The 19058-nt window shown below is 41.3% G+C and carries 20 protein-coding genes; all 20 read left to right on the forward strand.

The window, feature by feature from the left end; all coding sequences use genetic code 11:
• The first annotated feature begins 266 nt into the window (after positions 1-266).
• Entirely contained in the window at positions 267-842 is a 576-nt protein-coding gene (gene fapR, locus LG336_RS05020) for a transcription factor FapR (RefSeq protein WP_404331471.1), read from the forward strand.
• Between the two features lie 5 nt (positions 843-847).
• Positions 848-1849, forward strand: coding sequence for a phosphate acyltransferase PlsX (gene plsX, locus LG336_RS05025; protein WP_404331472.1), 1002 nt, complete (start codon positions 848-850; stop codon positions 1847-1849).
• Between the two features lie 18 nt (positions 1850-1867).
• Positions 1868-2806: an ACP S-malonyltransferase gene (gene fabD / locus LG336_RS05030; RefSeq protein WP_404331473.1), complete on the forward strand. Its 939-nt coding sequence runs from the start codon at positions 1868-1870 to the stop codon at positions 2804-2806.
• A 7-nt stretch (positions 2807-2813) separates the two neighbouring features.
• Positions 2814-3557, forward strand: a complete 744-nt coding sequence (gene fabG / locus LG336_RS05035) for a 3-oxoacyl-[acyl-carrier-protein] reductase (protein WP_404331474.1) — start codon at positions 2814-2816, stop codon at positions 3555-3557.
• A 343-nt stretch (positions 3558-3900) separates the two neighbouring features.
• Complete coding sequence (gene acpP / locus LG336_RS05040) at positions 3901-4134, forward strand: acyl carrier protein (protein WP_221873837.1); 234 nt, start codon at positions 3901-3903, stop codon at positions 4132-4134.
• Between the two features lie 264 nt (positions 4135-4398).
• Positions 4399-5178: a ribonuclease III gene (rnc, locus tag LG336_RS05045; protein ID WP_404331475.1), complete on the forward strand. Its 780-nt coding sequence runs from the start codon at positions 4399-4401 to the stop codon at positions 5176-5178.
• A 20-nt stretch (positions 5179-5198) separates the two neighbouring features.
• Entirely contained in the window at positions 5199-8768 is a 3570-nt protein-coding gene (smc, locus tag LG336_RS05050; protein ID WP_404331476.1) for a chromosome segregation protein SMC, read from the forward strand.
• A 12-nt stretch (positions 8769-8780) separates the two neighbouring features.
• On the forward strand, positions 8781-9776 hold the full coding sequence (ftsY, locus tag LG336_RS05055; RefSeq protein ID WP_404331477.1) for a signal recognition particle-docking protein FtsY: 996 nt from the start codon (positions 8781-8783) through the stop codon (positions 9774-9776).
• A 123-nt stretch (positions 9777-9899) separates the two neighbouring features.
• Positions 9900-10229: a putative DNA-binding protein gene (locus tag LG336_RS05060; protein WP_404331478.1), complete on the forward strand. Its 330-nt coding sequence runs from the start codon at positions 9900-9902 to the stop codon at positions 10227-10229.
• Between the two features lie 13 nt (positions 10230-10242).
• Complete coding sequence (ffh, locus tag LG336_RS05065; RefSeq protein ID WP_404331479.1) at positions 10243-11595, forward strand: signal recognition particle protein; 1353 nt, start codon at positions 10243-10245, stop codon at positions 11593-11595.
• Between the two features lie 110 nt (positions 11596-11705).
• Positions 11706-11978, forward strand: a complete 273-nt coding sequence (gene rpsP, locus LG336_RS05070) for a 30S ribosomal protein S16 (RefSeq protein WP_404331480.1) — start codon at positions 11706-11708, stop codon at positions 11976-11978.
• A gap of 2 nt (positions 11979-11980) precedes the next feature.
• Complete coding sequence (locus LG336_RS05075; protein WP_404331481.1) at positions 11981-12211, forward strand: KH domain-containing protein; 231 nt, start codon at positions 11981-11983, stop codon at positions 12209-12211.
• A 354-nt stretch (positions 12212-12565) separates the two neighbouring features.
• Positions 12566-12958 carry a YlqD family protein gene (locus tag LG336_RS05080; protein ID WP_404331482.1) on the forward strand — a complete coding sequence of 131 codons (393 nt, stop codon included), beginning with the start codon at positions 12566-12568 and terminating at the stop codon, positions 12956-12958.
• A 6-nt stretch (positions 12959-12964) separates the two neighbouring features.
• A complete protein-coding gene (gene rimM / locus LG336_RS05085; RefSeq protein ID WP_404333099.1) occupies positions 12965-13483 on the forward strand; it encodes a ribosome maturation factor RimM in 519 nt (172 codons plus the stop codon).
• Complete coding sequence (gene trmD / locus LG336_RS05090) at positions 13483-14223, forward strand: tRNA (guanosine(37)-N1)-methyltransferase TrmD (protein WP_404333100.1); 741 nt, start codon at positions 13483-13485, stop codon at positions 14221-14223. The genes rimM and trmD overlap by 1 nt, the downstream gene beginning before the upstream one ends.
• Before the next feature lie 125 nt (positions 14224-14348).
• On the forward strand, positions 14349-14693 hold the full coding sequence (gene rplS, locus LG336_RS05095; RefSeq protein WP_404331483.1) for a 50S ribosomal protein L19: 345 nt from the start codon (positions 14349-14351) through the stop codon (positions 14691-14693).
• Positions 14694-14949: 256 nt separating this feature from the next.
• On the forward strand, positions 14950-15501 hold the full coding sequence (gene lepB / locus LG336_RS05100) for a signal peptidase I (RefSeq protein WP_404331484.1): 552 nt from the start codon (positions 14950-14952) through the stop codon (positions 15499-15501).
• An 81-nt stretch (positions 15502-15582) separates the two neighbouring features.
• Positions 15583-16458: a ribosome biogenesis GTPase YlqF gene (gene ylqF, locus LG336_RS05105; RefSeq protein WP_404331485.1), complete on the forward strand. Its 876-nt coding sequence runs from the start codon at positions 15583-15585 to the stop codon at positions 16456-16458.
• 369 nt (positions 16459-16827) lie between these two features.
• Positions 16828-17595 (forward strand): ribonuclease HII, encoded by a 768-nt coding sequence (locus tag LG336_RS05110; RefSeq protein ID WP_404333101.1) that lies wholly within the window; start codon positions 16828-16830, stop codon positions 17593-17595.
• 295 nt (positions 17596-17890) lie between these two features.
• The gene (gene sucC, locus LG336_RS05115; RefSeq protein ID WP_404331486.1) at positions 17891-19051 is read left to right on the forward strand and encodes an ADP-forming succinate--CoA ligase subunit beta; all 1161 of its coding nucleotides are present in this window, start codon (positions 17891-17893) and stop codon (positions 19049-19051) included.
• The last annotated feature ends 7 nt before the right edge of the window (positions 19052-19058 follow it).

A 19058-nucleotide genomic window follows, 5' to 3' on the forward strand; every position in this document is an offset into this window, starting at 1 on the left:
GAGCTGGAAAAGAGAGAGAAACCCGCTTCATAGGGCGGATGAACCCGCTTCATAAGGTGGATGAACCCTGGATCTCTCGTTCGTTTTTATAAAGGAATAATAAGCGCCTACTGAAAGAAATATCTAAAAGCAACTTCTTTCGGTACTCGTCTAGACTAATGGGTGGGGATGAACGAGGCGCTTCCACTTTTTCTACTTGCAATTTGTGTTTCTTTTATTTATATTACTATTAGGACCTAGTCATAATACTGCGGATGTGATGATTGATGAAACGAAATAAACGGGAACGGCAGCAGATGCTCGTTGAGACGATTGCGGAGAATCCGTTCATAACAGATGAAGAACTGGCTGAACGTTTTTCTGTCAGTATTCAAACCATTAGGCTCGACAGACTAGAACTCTCTATTCCTGAGTTACGAGAAAGAATAAAGCATGTTGCCGAAAAGCGTTTTGAAGATGAAGTTCGCTCCTTGCCACTTGAAGAGGTAATTGGCGAAATCATTGATATTGAATTAGATCAAAGTGCTATTTCGATTTTAGATATAAAGCAAGAGCATGTTTTTATAAGAAACAAGATTGCCCGCGGACACCATTTATTTGCGCAGGCGAATTCCCTAGCGGTTGCTGTCATAAATGATGAGTTGGCGCTAACTGCAAAAGCAAATATTCAGTTCACCCGTTCAGTAATGGAGGGGGAGAGGGTTATCGCAAAAGCTCGGGTAATCAATATTGATGAACAAACAGGTAGAACCGTTGTAGAAGTAAGGAGCTATGTGAATAATGAGCTTGTTTTCAACGGTGAATTTAAAATGTACCGCTCGCAAAAAAATACTAAAGGATGAAACATATGAGACTAGCAATCGATGCAATGGGTGGCGATAATGCCCCAAAAGAAATCGTCCTTGGAGCTATGAAGGCTGTAGAAGCCTATAAAGATATACATATTGTTCTTGTTGGAGATGAAAGCAAGATTCGCGAACATCTCTCAAACGAGGAAAGAATCGAAATCATTCATACAGAAGAGGTCATTCTTGGTACAGATGAACCGGTCCGGGCTGTCCGTCGTAAAAAGGATGCTTCAATGGTTTTAGCAGCAAGACAAGTGACGGAAGGAAATGCAGATGCTTGTCTTTCTGCCGGGAATACAGGAGCTTTAATGGCGGCAGGACTATTTGTGGTTGGACGAATTGAAGGGATTGAACGTCCTGCGCTTGCTCCAACCCTCCCGACAATAGGGGGCGAAGGGTTTCTCTTGTTGGATGTAGGAGCGAACGCCGATGCCAAACCAGAACATTTATTGCAATATGCACTCATGGGCTCTATCTATAGTGAAAAAGCTAGAGGATTAAAGAATCCTAGGGTTGGTTTGCTCAATATAGGGACTGAAGAGAAAAAAGGGAATGAACTAACTAAAAACACCTACTCACTCCTGAAGGAAGCCGATATTAATTTTATCGGCAATGTAGAGGCAAGGGATTTACTAAACGGAGTTGCCGATGTGGTTGTGACAGATGGATTTACCGGGAACATGGTCTTGAAAACGATTGAAGGTACGGCAATGTCAGTTTTCAAAATGCTAAAGCAAACATTGATGTCTAGCGTTAAAACGAAGCTTGCAGCAGCCGTCCTTAAGCCTGACTTAGCGACCATAAAGGGGAAAATGGATTACACCGAGTACGGTGGTGCAGGATTGTTTGGGCTTAAGGCCCCTGTAATTAAGGCGCATGGGTCTTCAGATGCCAATGCCATCTACAATTCGATTCGTCAAGGTAGAGAAATGGTGGCAAATGATGTCGCTGGCACAATAAAAAAGGCGATTGAACAGTATGATTCACAAACCCAGAAATAATACTAAAGGGGGATGAATATGGGCAAGATTGCATTTCTGTTTCCAGGACAAGGTTCACAACAGGTTGGCATGGGAAAAGAACTAGCAGAGACTAGTGAACAAGTTAAAGGTTTTTTTAATAAAGCAGATCAAGTTCTAGAAGAAAGCTTAAGTGCAACGATTTTTGAAGGTCCACAAGAAAAATTGACCTTAACGGTTAATGCTCAGCCGGCCCTACTTACAACCAGCATCGCGATTCTCGATTATTTCAAGCAATCAGGAATTGAGCCTGATTTTGTAGCGGGTCATAGTTTGGGAGAATATTCGGCACTTGTTGCGGCTGGTGCCCTACGTTTTGAAGATGGGGTGTATGCGGTCCGTAAACGGGGCGAATTAATGGAAAAGGCTGTACCAAATGGGGAAGGGACAATGGCGGCCGTGCTTGGTTTGGGTCGTGATCCTTTAAATGCTGTATGTGAGACTGTAACAGCAGCTGGACATCCAGTTCAGTTGGCAAATTTAAATTGTCCTGGTCAAATTGTCATCTCAGGTTCTAAAAAAGGGGTCGAAGAGGCTTCAGTTAAGGCAAAGGAAGCAGGGGCAAAGCGTGTTCTTCCACTGAATGTTAGTGGTCCTTTCCATTCGGAACTGATGAAACCGGCAGCGGTCGAATTTAAGGGAATTCTAAACAGTATCGAAATCAATTCTGCACAAATCCCAGTGATTGCGAATGTAACAGCGGAGCCAATGCAGAAAGCTGAGGAAATCAAAGAGAAATTAATTGAACAGCTGTATTCACCAGTTCTATGGGAAGATACAGTTGGCAAAATGCTCGAACTCGGGGTCGATACTTTTATTGAAATCGGTCCAGGCAAGGTATTAGCTGGGTTAGTCAAAAAAATTGATCGTTCTGTTAAAACCTATGCTGTATATGATTTAGAAAGCTGTGAGGCAGCAATTTCCGCCTTAAAGGAGTGAAATTAACATGAAATTAGAAGGAAAAGTGGCACTTGTTACAGGTGCATCCCGTGGCATCGGCAGAGAAATTGCTCTTGAATTGGCTAGAGAAGGTGCAAATGTCGCAATTAATTATGCTGGAAGTGAAGCAAAGGCCTTAGAGGTCGCAGAAGAAATTAGAACTATGGGGAGAGAGGCCATCACCATTCAGGCTGATGTTTCTAGCTCAGAATCAGTAGAATCCATGGTTAAACAAACGATTGAAGCTTTTGGAAAACTAGATATTCTTGTGAATAATGCCGGCATCACGAAGGATAATTTATTGATGCGAATGAAGGAAGCAGATTGGGATGATGTAATTAACATTAACCTAAAAGGTGTATTCCTTTGTACAAAAGCGGTCACGAGGCAGATGATGAAACAGCGGAGAGGTCGAATCATCAATATTTCATCGATTGTTGGTGTAAGCGGAAATGCTGGACAAGCTAATTATGTTGCGGCTAAATCCGGTGTCATTGGTTTGACGAAGACCACGGCAAAAGAGCTTGCGACAAGAGGAATTACGGTTAATGCTATCGCTCCGGGCTTTATTACCACAGACATGACGGACAAACTAAATGATGAAACAAAGAATGAAATGTTAAAGCAAATTCCATTGGCCCGTCTAGGAGAGCCAACTGATATTGCGAAAACGGTACTATTCCTTGCTTCTGATGATAGTCGTTACATGACGGGGCAGACCCTCCATGTGGATGGCGGTATGGTAATGTAAAAAGCGGAAGCGCCTTGGTCAGCCCCGACAGGTATAAGACGAGCATCGAAAGAAGTTGTTCTTTAACTTCTATCGATGATTGTTCGAAAAGTGGAGGCGACTGTACAGGGACGACAAGCATAAGACGCGCCCTGTAAGAAGGTGTACTTTACCTTCTGAAAGGGAGTGGCTTATGACTCGAGTCCCTAGGAGCCGCAACTAGACAAGCTTATGACCCGAGGGGCTAGGCGCTGGAGCTGGATTCGTAAAAAGCGGAAGCGTTGAAGCTAATTTTGTAAAATATGATATACCCTTTATTTATCATATGCTATCATCTATAATGACTTGAGGGGAGGTGACAAGCATGGCAGAAGTTTTAGAACGCGTAACAAAGATTATTGTTGATCGTTTAGGTGTAGATGAAGCTCAAGTTTCACTAGAGGCATCTTTTAAAGATGATCTTGGTGCTGATTCTCTTGATGTAGTTGAACTAGTAATGGAACTTGAAGATGAGTTCGACATGGAAATCTCTGATGATGATGCTGAGAAAATCGCTACAGTTGGTGACGCTGTAAATTACATAAATAGCAAAAAATAAACTGTTGGATTTGCTCTAAAGCTCCGTTTTTTAACGGGGCTTTCTTCTATATAGTAGACACCCTGTGGGGGCTTAATTTGTTTTTTTGGGGGGCTTTGTTAAAGTACAATGTTGATTTTCACAACGTTGATTGAAGCGGAAATCAACAGCCTAGATTAGCAAAGCTATTTTTTAGAAAAAAATTCAAGGTTTTTTTGCCTTTAATGGGTTCTTTTTTGTAAACTAGAACTAGTGTGTAAATTTTGAGCAAGGTGGAATTAGAAAATGCGCCATACCGGTAGAGAAAAGGATAAAAGATATTTTCGGGCTAAGGATCAAAAATTCAAAGAGTTTCAAGCGGTAATTGGAATACAATTTCAAAACGAAAAGCTTTTAAAGCAAGCATTCACCCATTCATCTTATGTGAATGAGCATCGCAGAAAGCCCTATGAAGATAATGAAAGGCTTGAGTTTCTAGGAGATGCTGTTCTTGAATTGACTGTTTCTCAGTTTTTGTATAAGAAATATCCAATGATGAGCGAGGGCGAGTTAACAAAGCTTAGAGCGGCTGTTGTTTGCGAGCCTTCTCTAGTGGAATTTGCCAATCAGCTGAATTTTGGTGAAGTGGTACTTCTCGGTAAAGGGGAGGAAATGACCGGTGGACGTACAAGGCCGGCGCTACTGGCTGATGTATTCGAAGCCTTCATTGGTGCCTTATACCTTGACAAGGGAATCGAAACAGTCACTACTTTTTTAGAGAAAGTGGTATTTCCGAAAATTGATGCAGGTGCTTTTTCTCATGTGATGGATTTTAAAAGTCAGCTCCAAGAACTCGTTCAAAGGGATGCTGCAGGAACGATTGAGTACAAGATTTTATTAGAAACAGGTCCAGCGCATAATCGTGAATTTGAGTCTCTTGTTTCCCTTAACGGGGAGAGTCTTGGAACTGGCAAAGGCCGTTCCAAAAAGGAAGCAGAACAGCACGCAGCCCAAATGGCTCTTGGAAAATTAAAAGCACATATGGAAGCTATCTCGAAGCAAAATGACATCATGAGTAAAGAATAACCGAAAGGGAGAGCTTGGTAGTGTTTCTAAAACGTTTAGATGTGGTGGGCTTCAAGTCCTTTGCAGAGCGAATTGGCGTTGAATTCGTTCCCGGGGTGACAGCCGTTGTGGGTCCGAACGGTAGTGGGAAAAGCAATATTACAGACGCCATTCGCTGGGTACTGGGAGAACAATCAGCAAAATCACTACGTGGTGCAAAGATGGAGGATATTATTTTTGCTGGCAGTGATACAAGAAAAGCCTTAAACTTCGCTGAAGTTACACTCACCCTAGACAATGAAGATCAGTCCTTACCAATAGACTATAGTGAGGTCAGTGTCACAAGACGAGTTTACCGCTCAGGTGAAAGTGAGTTTTTAATCAATAAGCAAAATTGTAGGCTAAAGGATATTGTTGATTTATTTATGGATTCAGGTCTTGGAAGAGAAGCTTTTTCAATTATTTCTCAAGGGAAAGTTGAGGAGATTTTGAACAGCAAGCCTGAAGATAGAAGAACAATCTTTGAGGAAGCAGCAGGTGTTTTAAAGTACAAAAACAGGAAGAAAAAAGCAGAAGCAAAGCTATTTGAAACACAGGAAAACCTGAACCGTGTTGCTGACATTCTCTATGAGCTAGAAGGGCAGGTTGAACCATTAAAAATCCAAGCTTCAATGGCACGAGATTTTCTTGAGAAAAAGGGAGAATTAGAAAAAATCGAGGTGGCTTTAACCGCTTTTGAAATTGAAGAACTACATGGAAGATGGGAAAAGCTTACAAATGATTTAGAGCTTCATAAGGAAAAAGAAATAAAAATGTCGGCAACCCTTCAAAAAAAGGAAGCCGACATCGAAATGCTACGAGATGAATTGACCGCATTAGATGAATCTATAAGTAGCTTACAAAATGTCCTGCTTCATGCAAGTGAAGAGTTAGAAAAGTTAGAAGGTCGTAAGGAAGTATTAAAAGAACGGAAAAAGAATGCTGCGCAAAACCAAGGTCAACTGGAAAAAGCAATCTCGGAACTCTCAGCACGAATTGCGGAGCTCGAAGAAACAAGAGTGACACAGGAACAAGCTGTTGCTCACCTAACTGATGAGGCAGCAGAACTTCAAAGCGGATTAAATGAACGTCAGCAGCAACTGAATCTATATAATGAGGATATTGAGGGTAAAATTGACTCGTTAAAAAGCGATTATATTGAATTGTTAAACCAACAGGCTAGTGCTAAAAATGAGCTGAACTATATAGGACAGCAATTATCTCAGCAAGCAGTAAGAAGTACAAAGGTGCTTGGAGAAAATGATCGTTTTCTCCAACTACGTAAAGAAGTCAAACAAAAGAAGGCTGCAGCAGAAGAGCAACTAAAAAATATCAAACAATCCCTGGAAACTGAGGTGCAGCAATTTTTACAAGCACAGCGTAAGCTAGAAACGCTAAGAAATAATGTTGAAAAACAGGAAAAAACGCTGTATCAAGCCTACCAATATGTTCAACAGGCAAAGTCAAAAAAAGAAATGCTTGAGGATATGGAAGATGAGTACACCGGGTTCTTCCAGGGAGTGAAAGAAGTTTTAAAAGCTCGGGGAACTAAGTTACAAGGAATTGAAGGTGCTGTTGCGGAACTGATTAGGGTGCCTAAGACCTATGAGATGGCAATGGAGACTGCCTTGGGGGCCGCAATGCAGCATATTGTTGTGTCCAATGAGGAAAATGGACGAGCTGCAATCCATTTCTTGAAAAAAAATTCCTACGGGCGTGCTACTTTCCTGCCCCTAAGTGTCATAAAAGGGAAAAGCATTGGTATCCAACTACTAAAGGCGATTGAAGGACATAGCTCATATGTCGGAACAGCCGTTAGCCTACTAGAATTCGATGAAAAATATAAAGATATTATTCATAATCTCCTTGGAAATGTGGTTATCGCTAAGGATTTAAAGGGTGCAAATGAATTGGCGCGAAGCCTTCAATATCGAAGCAGAATTGTCACACTTGATGGAGACGTGGTGAATCCTGGGGGATCCATGTCTGGTGGGGCAGCGAAAAAGAATGCTTCTTCCCTTCTAAGTCGTAAAGGTGAGCTAGAGGAGTTAAAGCTAAAGCTTTCCGAAATGGAGAAAAAAACGGAGCAGCTTGAGTCTCGTGTTAAATCAATGAAGGCTGAGCTCCTGTCGGGCACTGAAAATCTTGAGGATTTACGGAAGCGAGGCGAGGAGCTCCGTTTAAAGGAACAATCTATTAAAGGTGAACTTCGTGAAATTGAGATTGAAGAACGAAATATAAATGAACGGCTTGCCGTTTATGATTCAGAGCAATCCCAATTCAACGAAGAACGAGTGAGGTTAACCAACAGAGAAGTCGAGCTTGTGAAGCAGAATGAACAACTAAAAGTGGATCTTGAGAAATTAGATTTAGAGATTGCTGATTTAACGAATCGAAAAAATTTGAATCTGACATCAAGGGAAACGCTTGTTTCAGAGATTGGTGAATTAAAGGTTGCTTTGGCTTCTAAAAAGGAACAACTGCAATTTGCGAAGGAAAGATTTGAAAGTGCTGTAAGGGACATCCGCGAACATTCAAGTCGCTTAGTTGCTACGAAAGAGGATTTAGCTCTTCTGTCCTCGGAGATGACCGATAGCTCTTCGGGTGAAAACCAGCTTGAGGAAGCCTCACGTAAAAAGCTTGAAGATAAAAATGCCACATTGGCGCTTATTTCTGCTCGACGTGAGGAACGACTCAACAGACAAGCCAAGCTTGAGGACCTTGAGTTGGAGACGAAGGAATTAAAACGGCAGCATAAAGGAATAAATGAAGTCGTAAAAGATGAAGAGATTAAGCTCAATCGATTGGATGTCGAATTGGATACTAGGTTAGCTCATCTTCGTGAGGAGTATCTTTTATCCTTTGAAGCAGCAAAGAGTCAGTACCCTTTACAGATTCCCGCTGAGGAAGCACGAAGAAAAGTAAAATTAATCAAGTTGGCTATTGAGGAACTTGGAACTGTGAATCTTGGCGCAATAGATGAATACGATCGAATTTCAGAGCGGTATGAGTTCTTGAATGAACAACGAAGTGACCTTCAGGAGGCAAAGGATACACTGTTCCAGGTTATCGGTGAAATGGATACTGAGATGAAGAAACGCTTTGAAGAGACGTTTGTCGCCATTCGTTCCCACTTTGAGCCGACGTTCCAAGCTCTTTTTGGGGGGGGACGCGCGGATATCAGACTAACCTCCCCAGAGGATTTGTTAGCTACTGGTGTAGACATTCTTGCGCAACCGCCTGGGAAGAAACTCCAAAATCTTGGGTTGCTATCAGGTGGAGAGCGTTCTTTAACAGCGATTGCCCTGCTGTTTTCCATTTTGAAGGTTCGTCCAGTTCCATTCTGTATTCTGGATGAGGTGGAAGCGGCTTTGGATGAAGCGAATGTCATTCGTTTTAGTCAGTATTTAAAACAGTATAGCTCTGAGACTCAATTCATCGTCATTACGCACCGCAAAGGTACGATGGAAGAAGCAGATGTTCTCTACGGGGTCACAATGCAAGAATCAGGAGTATCTAAGCTTGTTTCTGTAAAGCTTGAGGAAACAAATAATCTGGTGAAATTGCAATAGGAGGCAAAAACGGTGAGCTTTTTTAAAAAATTAAAAGAAAAGATTACAAAGCAGACCGAAACCGTTAGTGAAAAGTTTAAAGATGGTTTAACGAAAACAAGGGATAACTTTTCAGGTAAAGTCAATGATTTAGTTGCACGCTATCGTAAAGTGGACGAGGACTTTTTTGAGGAACTTGAAGAAATCCTGATTGGAGCTGATGTTGGCTTCGAAACGGTAATGGAATTGATTGAAGAGTTGAAACTAGAAGTGAAACGTAAAAATATCCAAGACCCAGCGGAGGTCCAATCAGTTATTTCAGAAAAGTTGGTCGAGATTTATGAGAATGCAGGAAAAGAAGAACAAAGTGGATTGAATATCCAATCTGAGGGTCTTACTGTCATTCTATTTGTCGGCGTCAATGGCGTCGGTAAAACAACGACGATTGGCAAGCTTGCACATAAATTTAAAACAGAAGGGAAAAGTGTGTTGCTAGCTGCTGGGGATACGTTCCGTGCCGGTGCAATCGATCAGCTAGAGGTTTGGGGCGAAAGAGTCGGTGTAGATGTCATCAAGCAGGGAGAAGGCTCAGACCCAGCTGCTGTCATGTATGATGCGGTGCGCGCAGCAAAATCCCGAGGAGTCGATATTTTATTATGTGATACAGCAGGCAGATTGCAAAATAAAGTGAACTTGATGAAAGAATTGGAAAAGGTAAAACGCGTCATTGAACGCGAAATTCCTGGAGCTCCTCATGAAGTATTGCTTGTGCTTGATGCCACAACAGGACAAAACGCACTCATTCAAACAAAAACATTCAAAGAAGCCACGGATGTTAGTGGGATTGTTCTAACAAAACTAGATGGAACCGCCAAGGGTGGAATTGTACTAGCTATCCGGAATGAACTGAATGTCCCAGTAAAATTTGTCGGTCTCGGAGAAAAAATGGACGACCTTCAAGAATTTGACTCAGAGAAATATGTCTACGGACTATTTGCAGACTTAGTAGAGAAAGAAGAGATTCAATAGGAATTTTATAAATAAAGAAGGTCATTGTACGTTCATGGCCTTCTCTTATTGACATGGAGAGTCTTACTGTGTAAACTATTCCTATGTAAAGGCTTTTCACTTAACACCTATGGGGGGATGAAAATGCTTGAAAAAACAACCCGCATGAATTATCTATACGACTTTTATCAAGCCTTATTAACTCCCAAACAGCAAAGCTACATGTCCCTCTACTATCTAGATGATTACTCTCTTGGTGAAATTGCAGAGGAATATAATGTCAGCCGCCAGGCGGTCTATGACAATATAAAAAGAACGGAAGCAATGCTTGAAGAGTATGAAGAAAAGTTATTGCTTTTTGAAAAATTTCAGGAACGCAAACTTCTGATTACCAGAATGAAAGAATGCTTGACTGGAGAACCAGAACTTCAAACTCTTTCTGATTACGTTGCAGCGATTGAGAAATTAGATTAGGAGGCGGCACAAAATGGCATTTGAAGGATTAGCCGACCGACTGCAAAATACGATGCAAAAAATCCGTGGGAAAGGCAAGGTTTCCGAAGCGGATGTCAAAGAAATGATGCGTGAGGTCCGTCTTGCTTTACTTGAGGCAGACGTTAACTTTAAAGTAGTAAAGGACTTTGTCAAAAAGGTAAGTGAACGATCGATTGGCCAGGAGGTCATGAAAAGCCTTACTCCAGGTCAACAAGTAATAAAGGTCGTTAAAGAAGAATTAACAGAGTTAATGGGTGGAGAAGAAAGTAAAATTGCGGTTGCGAATCGCCCGCCAACCGTCATTATGATGGTGGGTCTTCAAGGTGCTGGTAAAACAACCACTACTGGTAAGCTAGCTAACCTTTTACGGAAAAAGTATAACCGCAAACCAATGCTAGTAGCTGCTGATATTTATCGCCCTGCTGCAATTAAGCAACTCGAGACTCTCGGTAAGCAATTGAGTATGCCAGTTTTCTCACTTGGCGATCAGGTGAGTCCAGTTGAAATTGCCCGTCAAGCAATCGCGAAGGCAAAGGAAGACCATCATGATTATGTCTTAATTGATACGGCAGGTCGTTTGCATATTGATGAAAAGCTGATGGACGAGCTTAAAGAAATCAAAGAGATATCTAACCCTAATGAGATTTTCCTTGTGGTTGATGCGATGACAGGTCAAGACGCTGTTAATGTCGCTCAAAGCTTTAATGAGCTCCTTGGTTTAACTGGGGTCGTTCTAACCAAGCTTGATGGCGATACACGTGGAGGGGCAGCGTTATCGATTCGTGCTGTCTCGAATACCCCAATCAAATTCGTTGGTCTCGGTGAAAAGTTAGATGCGTTGGAAACCTTTCACCCAGAACGAATGGCATCCCGAATTCTTGGAATGGGCGATGTCTTAACATTGATTGAAAAGGCTCAAGCGAACGTCGATGAAGAAAAAGCCAAAGAGCTAGAGAAAAAAATGCGTACGGCATCCTTCACATTGGACGATTTCCTTGAGCAGCTAGGACAGGTCCGCAATATGGGCCCACTAGATGAACTGTTAAAAATGATGCCTGGGGCCAATAAGATTAAGGGATTGGATAATCTACAGGTTGATGAGAAGCAAATCTCCCATGTAGAGGCGATTATCCAATCGATGACCAAGGAAGAAAAAGAGCATCCAGAAATCATTAATGCTAGCAGACGTAAACGGATTGCCAAAGGGAGTGGACGAACCGTTCCTGAGGTAAACCGATTGCTTAAGCAATTTGAAGATATGAAAAAAATGATGAAGCAAATGACTGGAATGCAACAAAAAGGAAAGAAAAAAGGCGGTTTCAAGCTTCCTTTTAAGCCGTTCTAATATTGGCTTTGTCACCAAAATTAACCTGTAAAGAAAAAAACCTTTACAACTAAAAAACAATTTGTTATCATTCTATCTTGTGTGAAACTATTCGGAGGTGCTTATTTAAAATGGCAGTAAAAATTCGTTTAAAGCGTATGGGAGCTAAAAAGTCTCCTTTCTATCGTATTGTTGTAGCAGATTCTCGTTCTCCTCGTGACGGACGTTATATTGAAGTTGTAGGAACTTACAATCCCGTTACTCAACCGGCAAAGGTTGACATTAACGAAGAGCTTGTTCTTAAATGGCTTCAAGATGGTGCAAAACCATCTGACACAGTTCGTAACCTGTTCTCAAACCAAGGCATCATGGAAAAATTCCATAATGCTAAATTAAGCAAGTAATCATGAAAGAATTAATCGAAACAATCGTAAAGCCTCTAGTTGATTTTCCTGAAGACGTTCTTGTGAACGTTGAGGAAGAGGATAATCGTATCACCTATAAACTATCTGTCAATAAAACGGATATGGGAAAAGTGATAGGAAAACAGGGGCGTGTTGCAAAGGCTATTAGAACAGTCGTCTATGCAGCAGGATCATCACAACAAAAGAAGATCTTTTTAGAGATTGTTGAATAAGTAAGGTAGGAGGGGCTTGATTAAAGGATCATAAAGGATCTTTTGGTCAGCCTCTTTCTTATTGATGTACATGCTTCTCAGATATGCTAATTTCTCTTTAATACCTTGATTCATATATAATAAAAATAAATAAATGGTTGTTCTCGTAAAGATTGTTGCTAAAATCCTAAAGCCGATTTTAGCGTAAGAACAGCTAGTTATTAGGTTTTTAATATGTTAGCAAGCTCTTTTCTCAAAATTCAAGCTTCCCTGCTGGTCAGAAATGAACTCAGAGAAGCTGTCTTTGGTCTTCAAAAGCAACAAAGTATGAGAAAAGAGCCAAATAAATAGATGAAGTCGAGAGGGTGGAGCGCTGTGAAGCTAATCCAGACGGTGGTTGTTAAACAGGTTTTAACTGAGACGAGTAAGGACAAACTCCTTACTAACTATGAAACAAAGAAATTCCAGCTGCAAAAAGAAAGTGACCAGTTGAAATTCGAGATGAAAAAACAGGAAAAAATGAAAAAGTTCCCCCCAGAGATGCTAAAAAAACAGTTTGAGAAAGAAATTACCGTTCGTAATGAAAAAATAAAACTCCTTGATTTTCATATCGAGCAATTACATATTCTACCGATAGGAAGCGAATTAAAAGAGTCTGAGCATGAGGCCCTTGTCGAGGTTAATGAAGGAGACCGCTGGGATGACTTTATTGCAGAAAAGACGATTGTGGTGAAAGACGGAATCGTGGTTGAAATACGCGAGAGGTGATGGATGATGGAAAAATGGTTTAATGTAGGAAAAATTGTTAATACACATGGAATTCGTGGTGAAGTAAGGGTAATTTCTCGGACAGACTTTCCTGAGGAAAGATATAAGGTAGGGAATCACCTTTTCCTCTTCAAGCCTGGATCAAAAGAACCATTGGAGCTTGTTGTGACGAGTCATCGAACTCATAAAAATTTTGATTTACTTACTTTTGAAGGGTATGACAATGTTAATCAAGTAGAAGCCCTACGGGATGCTATTATAAAGGTTCCCCAAAGTCAAAGAGGGGATTTACAAGAAGGGGAATATTATTTTCAAGATATTATCGGATGCCTCGTTGCTACCATTCATGGAGAGGAAATTGGCAAGGTTGTTGAAATCTTGACGCCTGGTGCCAATGATGTATGGGTGGTGAAAGGTAGCCGCGGAAAAGAAGTTCTAATTCCTTACATTGAAGACGTAGTCAAAAAAGTGGACATTAAGGATCAGGTGATTTTAATCGAGCCGATGGAAGGGCTCTTGTCATGATGAAGATTGATGTTCTCTCTATCTTTCCAGAAATGTTTACCGGAGTTCTTGGGCATTCGATTCTGAAAAAGGCTTCTGAAAAACAGGCTGTAAGCTATCAGGTAGTGAATTTCCGTGATTATGCGGACAACCGTCATCAGACTGTGGATGATTACCCTTATGGGGGCGGAGCTGGCATGGTATTAAAGCCGCAGCCCATCTTTGATGCAGTAGAGGACTTGGTTCAAAAGGCGGAGACTAAACAACCTAGAGTAGTCTTGATGTGCCCTCAAGGTGAACGGTATACACAAAAGAAGGCGGAGGAGCTTTCAAAGGAAGAACATCTAATTTTTATTTGCGGCCATTATGAAGGATATGATGAGCGGATTCGTCAGCACTTAATCACCGATGAAATTTCGATTGGGGACTATGTTCTGACTGGTGGTGAGTTGGGAGCAATGGTGGTCATTGATAGTGTGGTTCGCCTTCTCCCTGGCGTGTTAGGAAGTGAGGAATCTCATATTCAGGACTCGTTTAGTACAGGACTTTTAGAACATCCCCACTACACTAGACCGGCTGACTTTCGTGGTATGAAGGTGCCAGATGTACTCGTATCTGGTAATCACCGTTTAATTGAGGAATGGCGTCAAAAAGAATCATTGCGAAGAACACATTCTCGTCGCCCCGATTTGCTAGAGAAAAAAGAACTTCCACCAGAAATGCAAAAATTATTAGATGAAATTAAAAATCAATCTGAATAATTATTGCAGTGGGCGGTTCAATATGTTATGATATTTCTTGTGACTTGAGCGAAAGAGCAAGTCTTTATAACGATGTTCCGCTGTACCAAGAGTAGTAAGAGCATCTGTGGGAGGAGTTGAAAACGATGCAAAATCTAATTGCAGAAATTACAAAAGAACAACTTCGTTCTGATTTACCTACATTCCGTCCTGGTGACACTGTACGTGTACACGTTAAGGTTGTTGAGGGAACTCGTGAGCGTATTCAGATTTTTGAAGGTGTTGTAATTAAGCGTCGTGGTGGTGGAATCAGCGAAACTTTTACAGTTCGTAAGATTTCTTACGGTGTAGGCGTTGAGCGTACATTCCCTGTACACACACCAAAAATTGCGAAGCTTGAAGTAATCCGTCGCGGTAAAGTACGCCGTGCGAAACTTTACTACCTACGTCAATTACGTGGTAAAAAAGCTCGTATTAAAGAGATTCGATAAGAACATTAGTAAGATTCAAAAAAGAGCTTGTCTGACAAGCTCTTTTTTCATAGATATAAATGGATAGTGGTCTCTATTAAAGAATATTACTGATTTTCTGAAACGTTGATTGGAGCGGAAATCAATATCTTTAGTAGACTTTTATTAATAAGATATGAAATAAATGTTAAAAAAACACTCCCATCGTGTTTAAAGCGAAAGACTTATGTAAAATAGAATATATATGTAAACTGATCTTGAGAATGGTGGGGAAAGAATGGCAAAGAATAAGAATGAATTATGGGAATGGATAAAAGCACTTATAATTGCAGTATTACTTGCGGCATTGATCAGATACTTCTTATTTGCTCCAATCGTAGTAGATGGGTTATCGATGATGCCAACCCTTCATGATCAGGATAGAATGATTGTAAACAAGTTTAGCTATAAAATTGGCGAACCTGATCGGTTTGATATTGTCGTGTTCCATGCACCAGAAAACAAGGACTACATAAAAAGAGTGATTGGCCTACCTGGTGATACAATCGAATACCGAAATGATACACTCTATGTGAATGGAAAAGCCTATGAAGAGCCATACTTGGAAGAGTATAAAAATCAAGTAATTGATGGCCCGCTAACAGATCCATTTACACTTGAAGAGAAGATAGGTAGTGAGACGGTACCAGAGGGGCATATCTTCGTAATGGGAGACAATCGCCGCTTCAGTAAAGACAGCCGACATATCGGGGCGGTCCCAATTGAAGAAGTACTCGGAAAAACCAACTTTATTTATTGGCCAGTAGAAGACATACGGTTTATTGAGTAAAAAATTTTTAAAAACGCCTTGTTCATCCCCTGCTCGCAGGGCGTCAACAAGGCGTTTAATTGTGTTTAGGAGGTTTTTGCGATGACAATACAATGGTTTCCAGGCCATATGGCAAAGGCGCGTAGGCAAGTCACTGAGAAACTCAAGCTTGTCGATATTATTTTTGAACTAGTAGATGCCAGAATCCCTCATTCTTCTCGTAACCCGATGATAGATGAAATCATTCAGCACAAACCGAGAATCGTTTTATTAAATAAGGCGGACATGGCAGATAAAGAAATCACTGCTGAATGGATTCGCTATTTTAAAGCTCAGGGTGTCACAGCACTGGCGATTAATTCCCAAGCTGGCACAGGGTTGAAGCAAATTGTGAATGAGGCTAAAAAGCTGCTGAATGATAAATTTGAACGACTCATAGCAAAAGGAGTTAAACCAAGAGCGATTCGTGCGATGATTGTAGGGATACCTAATGCTGGAAAGTCAACACTTATTAATCGTCTGCATGGGAAAAACATTGCCAAGACAGGGAATATGCCTGGTGTCACAAAGGCTCAGCAATGGATAAAGGTTGGAAATGAGCTTGAGTTATTAGATACCCCGGGAATCCTTTGGCCTAAATTCGAGGATCAAGAAGTGGGATTGAAATTGGCTGTGACTGGGGCAATTAAAGATGCGATTTTAAACTTGGACGATGTAGCTGTATATGCATTGCGTTATCTCGGAAGTAGGTATCCTGACAGAGTAAGGGAAAGATTCCATTTGGAAGAAATCCCAGAGGATATCATTGAAATGTTTGATAAAATTGGTCTAGCTAGAGGATTCAAACAAGGCAAAGAAATCGACTATGATAAGGTAGCAGAAACGGTTATTAGAGAAATCCGGGGAGAGAAGCTAGGACCCCTATCCTTCGAACGACCAAGTGATTTAGATAAGATAGAAGGCTCTGATAGTCAATGATATTGATTTTATTTAAGAATCGCTGTAATAATACTTACCGTTGATTGTAGCGGAAGGCACGAAGACTTCTGCGGGAGTGCAAGGCCAGGGGAGACCTAGGTTGAATTGGTCCGCGTGAGGGACCAATTAACCCCGCAGGAGCGAAGCGACGAGGAGAAAGCGGAAGCGCCTTGTTCAGCCCTGACAAGCGCTGGAGGGCCGACAGATGAAGTCGTTCTTTGACTTCAACTGACGGACCGAAGCGACTCGAAGGGCTAGGCGCTGCAGCTAGCCAGGCTCCCGGACTGCCCGCGAACCGCTCGTGCCTGGAGCGGAAATCAACAGCCAACTTAAAAAGGACTAAACAATTTGGGAAAGCGACCGATTTTGATGAAAAAACTGACAATACAAGAAATAGAACAACAGTTACTTGTAACTGGCGAGGACATAAAAGAACTTGTTCAAACGTTACGACAGGATGAAAGAAAAGGAGTTCAACGAATTCTCGACAAGTGGGAGCGACTTCAGGAGAAAGAGCAAGTACTACATAAGAAGTTCTTAGAGATGACTTCTTTCGAGGAAGATTTGAGACACCAGGGCTTCCAATTTATTGCTGGTATTGATGAGGCAGGTCGCGGCCCTCTGGCTGGACCTGTCGTAGCCGCCGCCGTTATCCTACCAAAAGATTTCTACCTGCCAGGAATAGATGACTCTAAAAAGCTAACTGAGCAAAAAAGAGAAGACTACTATGAACGCATTAAAATGGAGGCAATCTCGGTTGGTGTCGGGATCATTGATACAGCTGAAATTGATCGAATAAATATTTTGGAGGCTGCTAAAAAGGCGATGCTTGAGGCGGTGACTCAGCTTGCCCCTAAGCCGGATTATTTGTTGGTCGATGCGGTCAAACTTGAAACACCTTATCCTAGCGAATCGCTCATTAAGGGAGATGCGCGCAGTATAACCATTGCAGCAGCTTCCATAATAGCAAAAGTGACCAGGGATCGTATGATGATAGAAATAAGTAGGAAGTATCCTGAGTATGGATTTTCATCTAATATGGGCTACGGGACTGCGGCACATCTTGAAGCGATAAAACGGTACGGAGTAACGCCGTACCATCGCAAAAGCTTCGCTCCGGTTAAGGACTATATTTAATATTTTACTATAATAAATAAAGAACTATCCCATTATACGGTTTCTTTGTAAAAGCACAGCTAAGGCAACGAATGGTCAGGCTGTGCTTTCGTTTGTCAACTGTTTTTGTAATTTTTAAAAAGGCGAAATATTTCAATCATAATGGTAGACAAGTAATTTATCATTATATACAATGAAAGCGTTGGTTTATTATTTGAAACAAATGTAGTGTAAAAAAATCTTTGCAATTTAGCGTGAATTATTTGAATCGTTTTTGTTTGCGCTTACTTGTAGAGGTTGATAGGAGGATGGGAAAATGAATATCCATGAGTATCAAGGGAAAGAGGTCCTCAGACAATATGGGGTATCGGTACCTAATGGGAAAGTCGCATTTACAGTAGAAGAAGCTGTTGAAGCTGCGAAGGAATTGGGAACCCAAGTTTGTGTTGTAAAAGCACAGATTCATGCTGGCGGCCGCGGAAAAGCGGGCGGAGTTAAAGTTGCAAAAAATCTGGATGAAGTCCGTACATATGCGAGTGAAATCTTAGGGAAAACTCTAGTCACTCACCAAACTGGACCAGAAGGCAAAGAAGTGAAACGTCTGTTAATTGAAGAAGGCTGTGACATTAAAAAGGAATACTATGTAGGTCTTGTTCTTGACCGTGCGACTTCACACGTTGTATTAATGGCTTCAGAAGAAGGCGGAACTGAAATTGAAGAAGTAGCTGAGGCAACTCCAGAAAAAATCTTCAAAGAGCAAATTGATCCTGTTGTTGGTTTGACTGCTTTCCAAGCACGTCGAATTGCGTTTAATATCAACATCCCTAAAGAGCTTGTGAACCAAGCTGTTAAATTTATGATGGGCTTATATAACGCTTATGTCGAAAAAGACTGTTCAATCGCGGAAATTAACCCACTTGTGGTAACAGGCGATGGAAAAGTAATGGCACTAGATGCTAAATTAAACTTCGATTCAAACGCTCTTTACCGTCATAAAGATATTCTTGAGTTCCGTGATCTTGATGAAGAAGATCAAAAAGAAATCGAAGCTTCTAAATATGATTTAAGCTACATCTCCTTAGACGGAAATATCGGCTGTATGGTCAACGGTGCTGGACTAGCTATGTCTACAATGGACATTGTTAAACACTACGGCGGCGACCCGGCTAACTTCCTTGATGTTGGGGGCGGTGCCACAGCTGAAAAGGTTACTGAAGCATTTAAAATCATTCTATCCGACAAAAACGTTAAGGGTATTTTTGTCAATATCTTTGGTGGAATCATGAAATGTGACGTCATCGCAGAAGGTGTTGTGGAGGCTGCGAAACAAGTTGGCCTTCAAGTTCCTCTTGTTGTTCGTCTTGAGGGGACAAACGTTGATTTAGGTAAAAAGATTCTAAATGAATCTGGATTGAATCTTGTTGCAGCTGAGTCTATGGCTGACGGCGCACAAAAAATTGTTTCACTAGTTAAGTAGGATAGAA

The sequence above is a fragment of the Mesobacillus maritimus genome (assembly GCF_044803185.1).
GTDB classification, from domain to species: domain Bacteria; phylum Bacillota; class Bacilli; order Bacillales; family Cytobacillaceae; genus Mesobacillus_B; species Mesobacillus_B maritimus_B.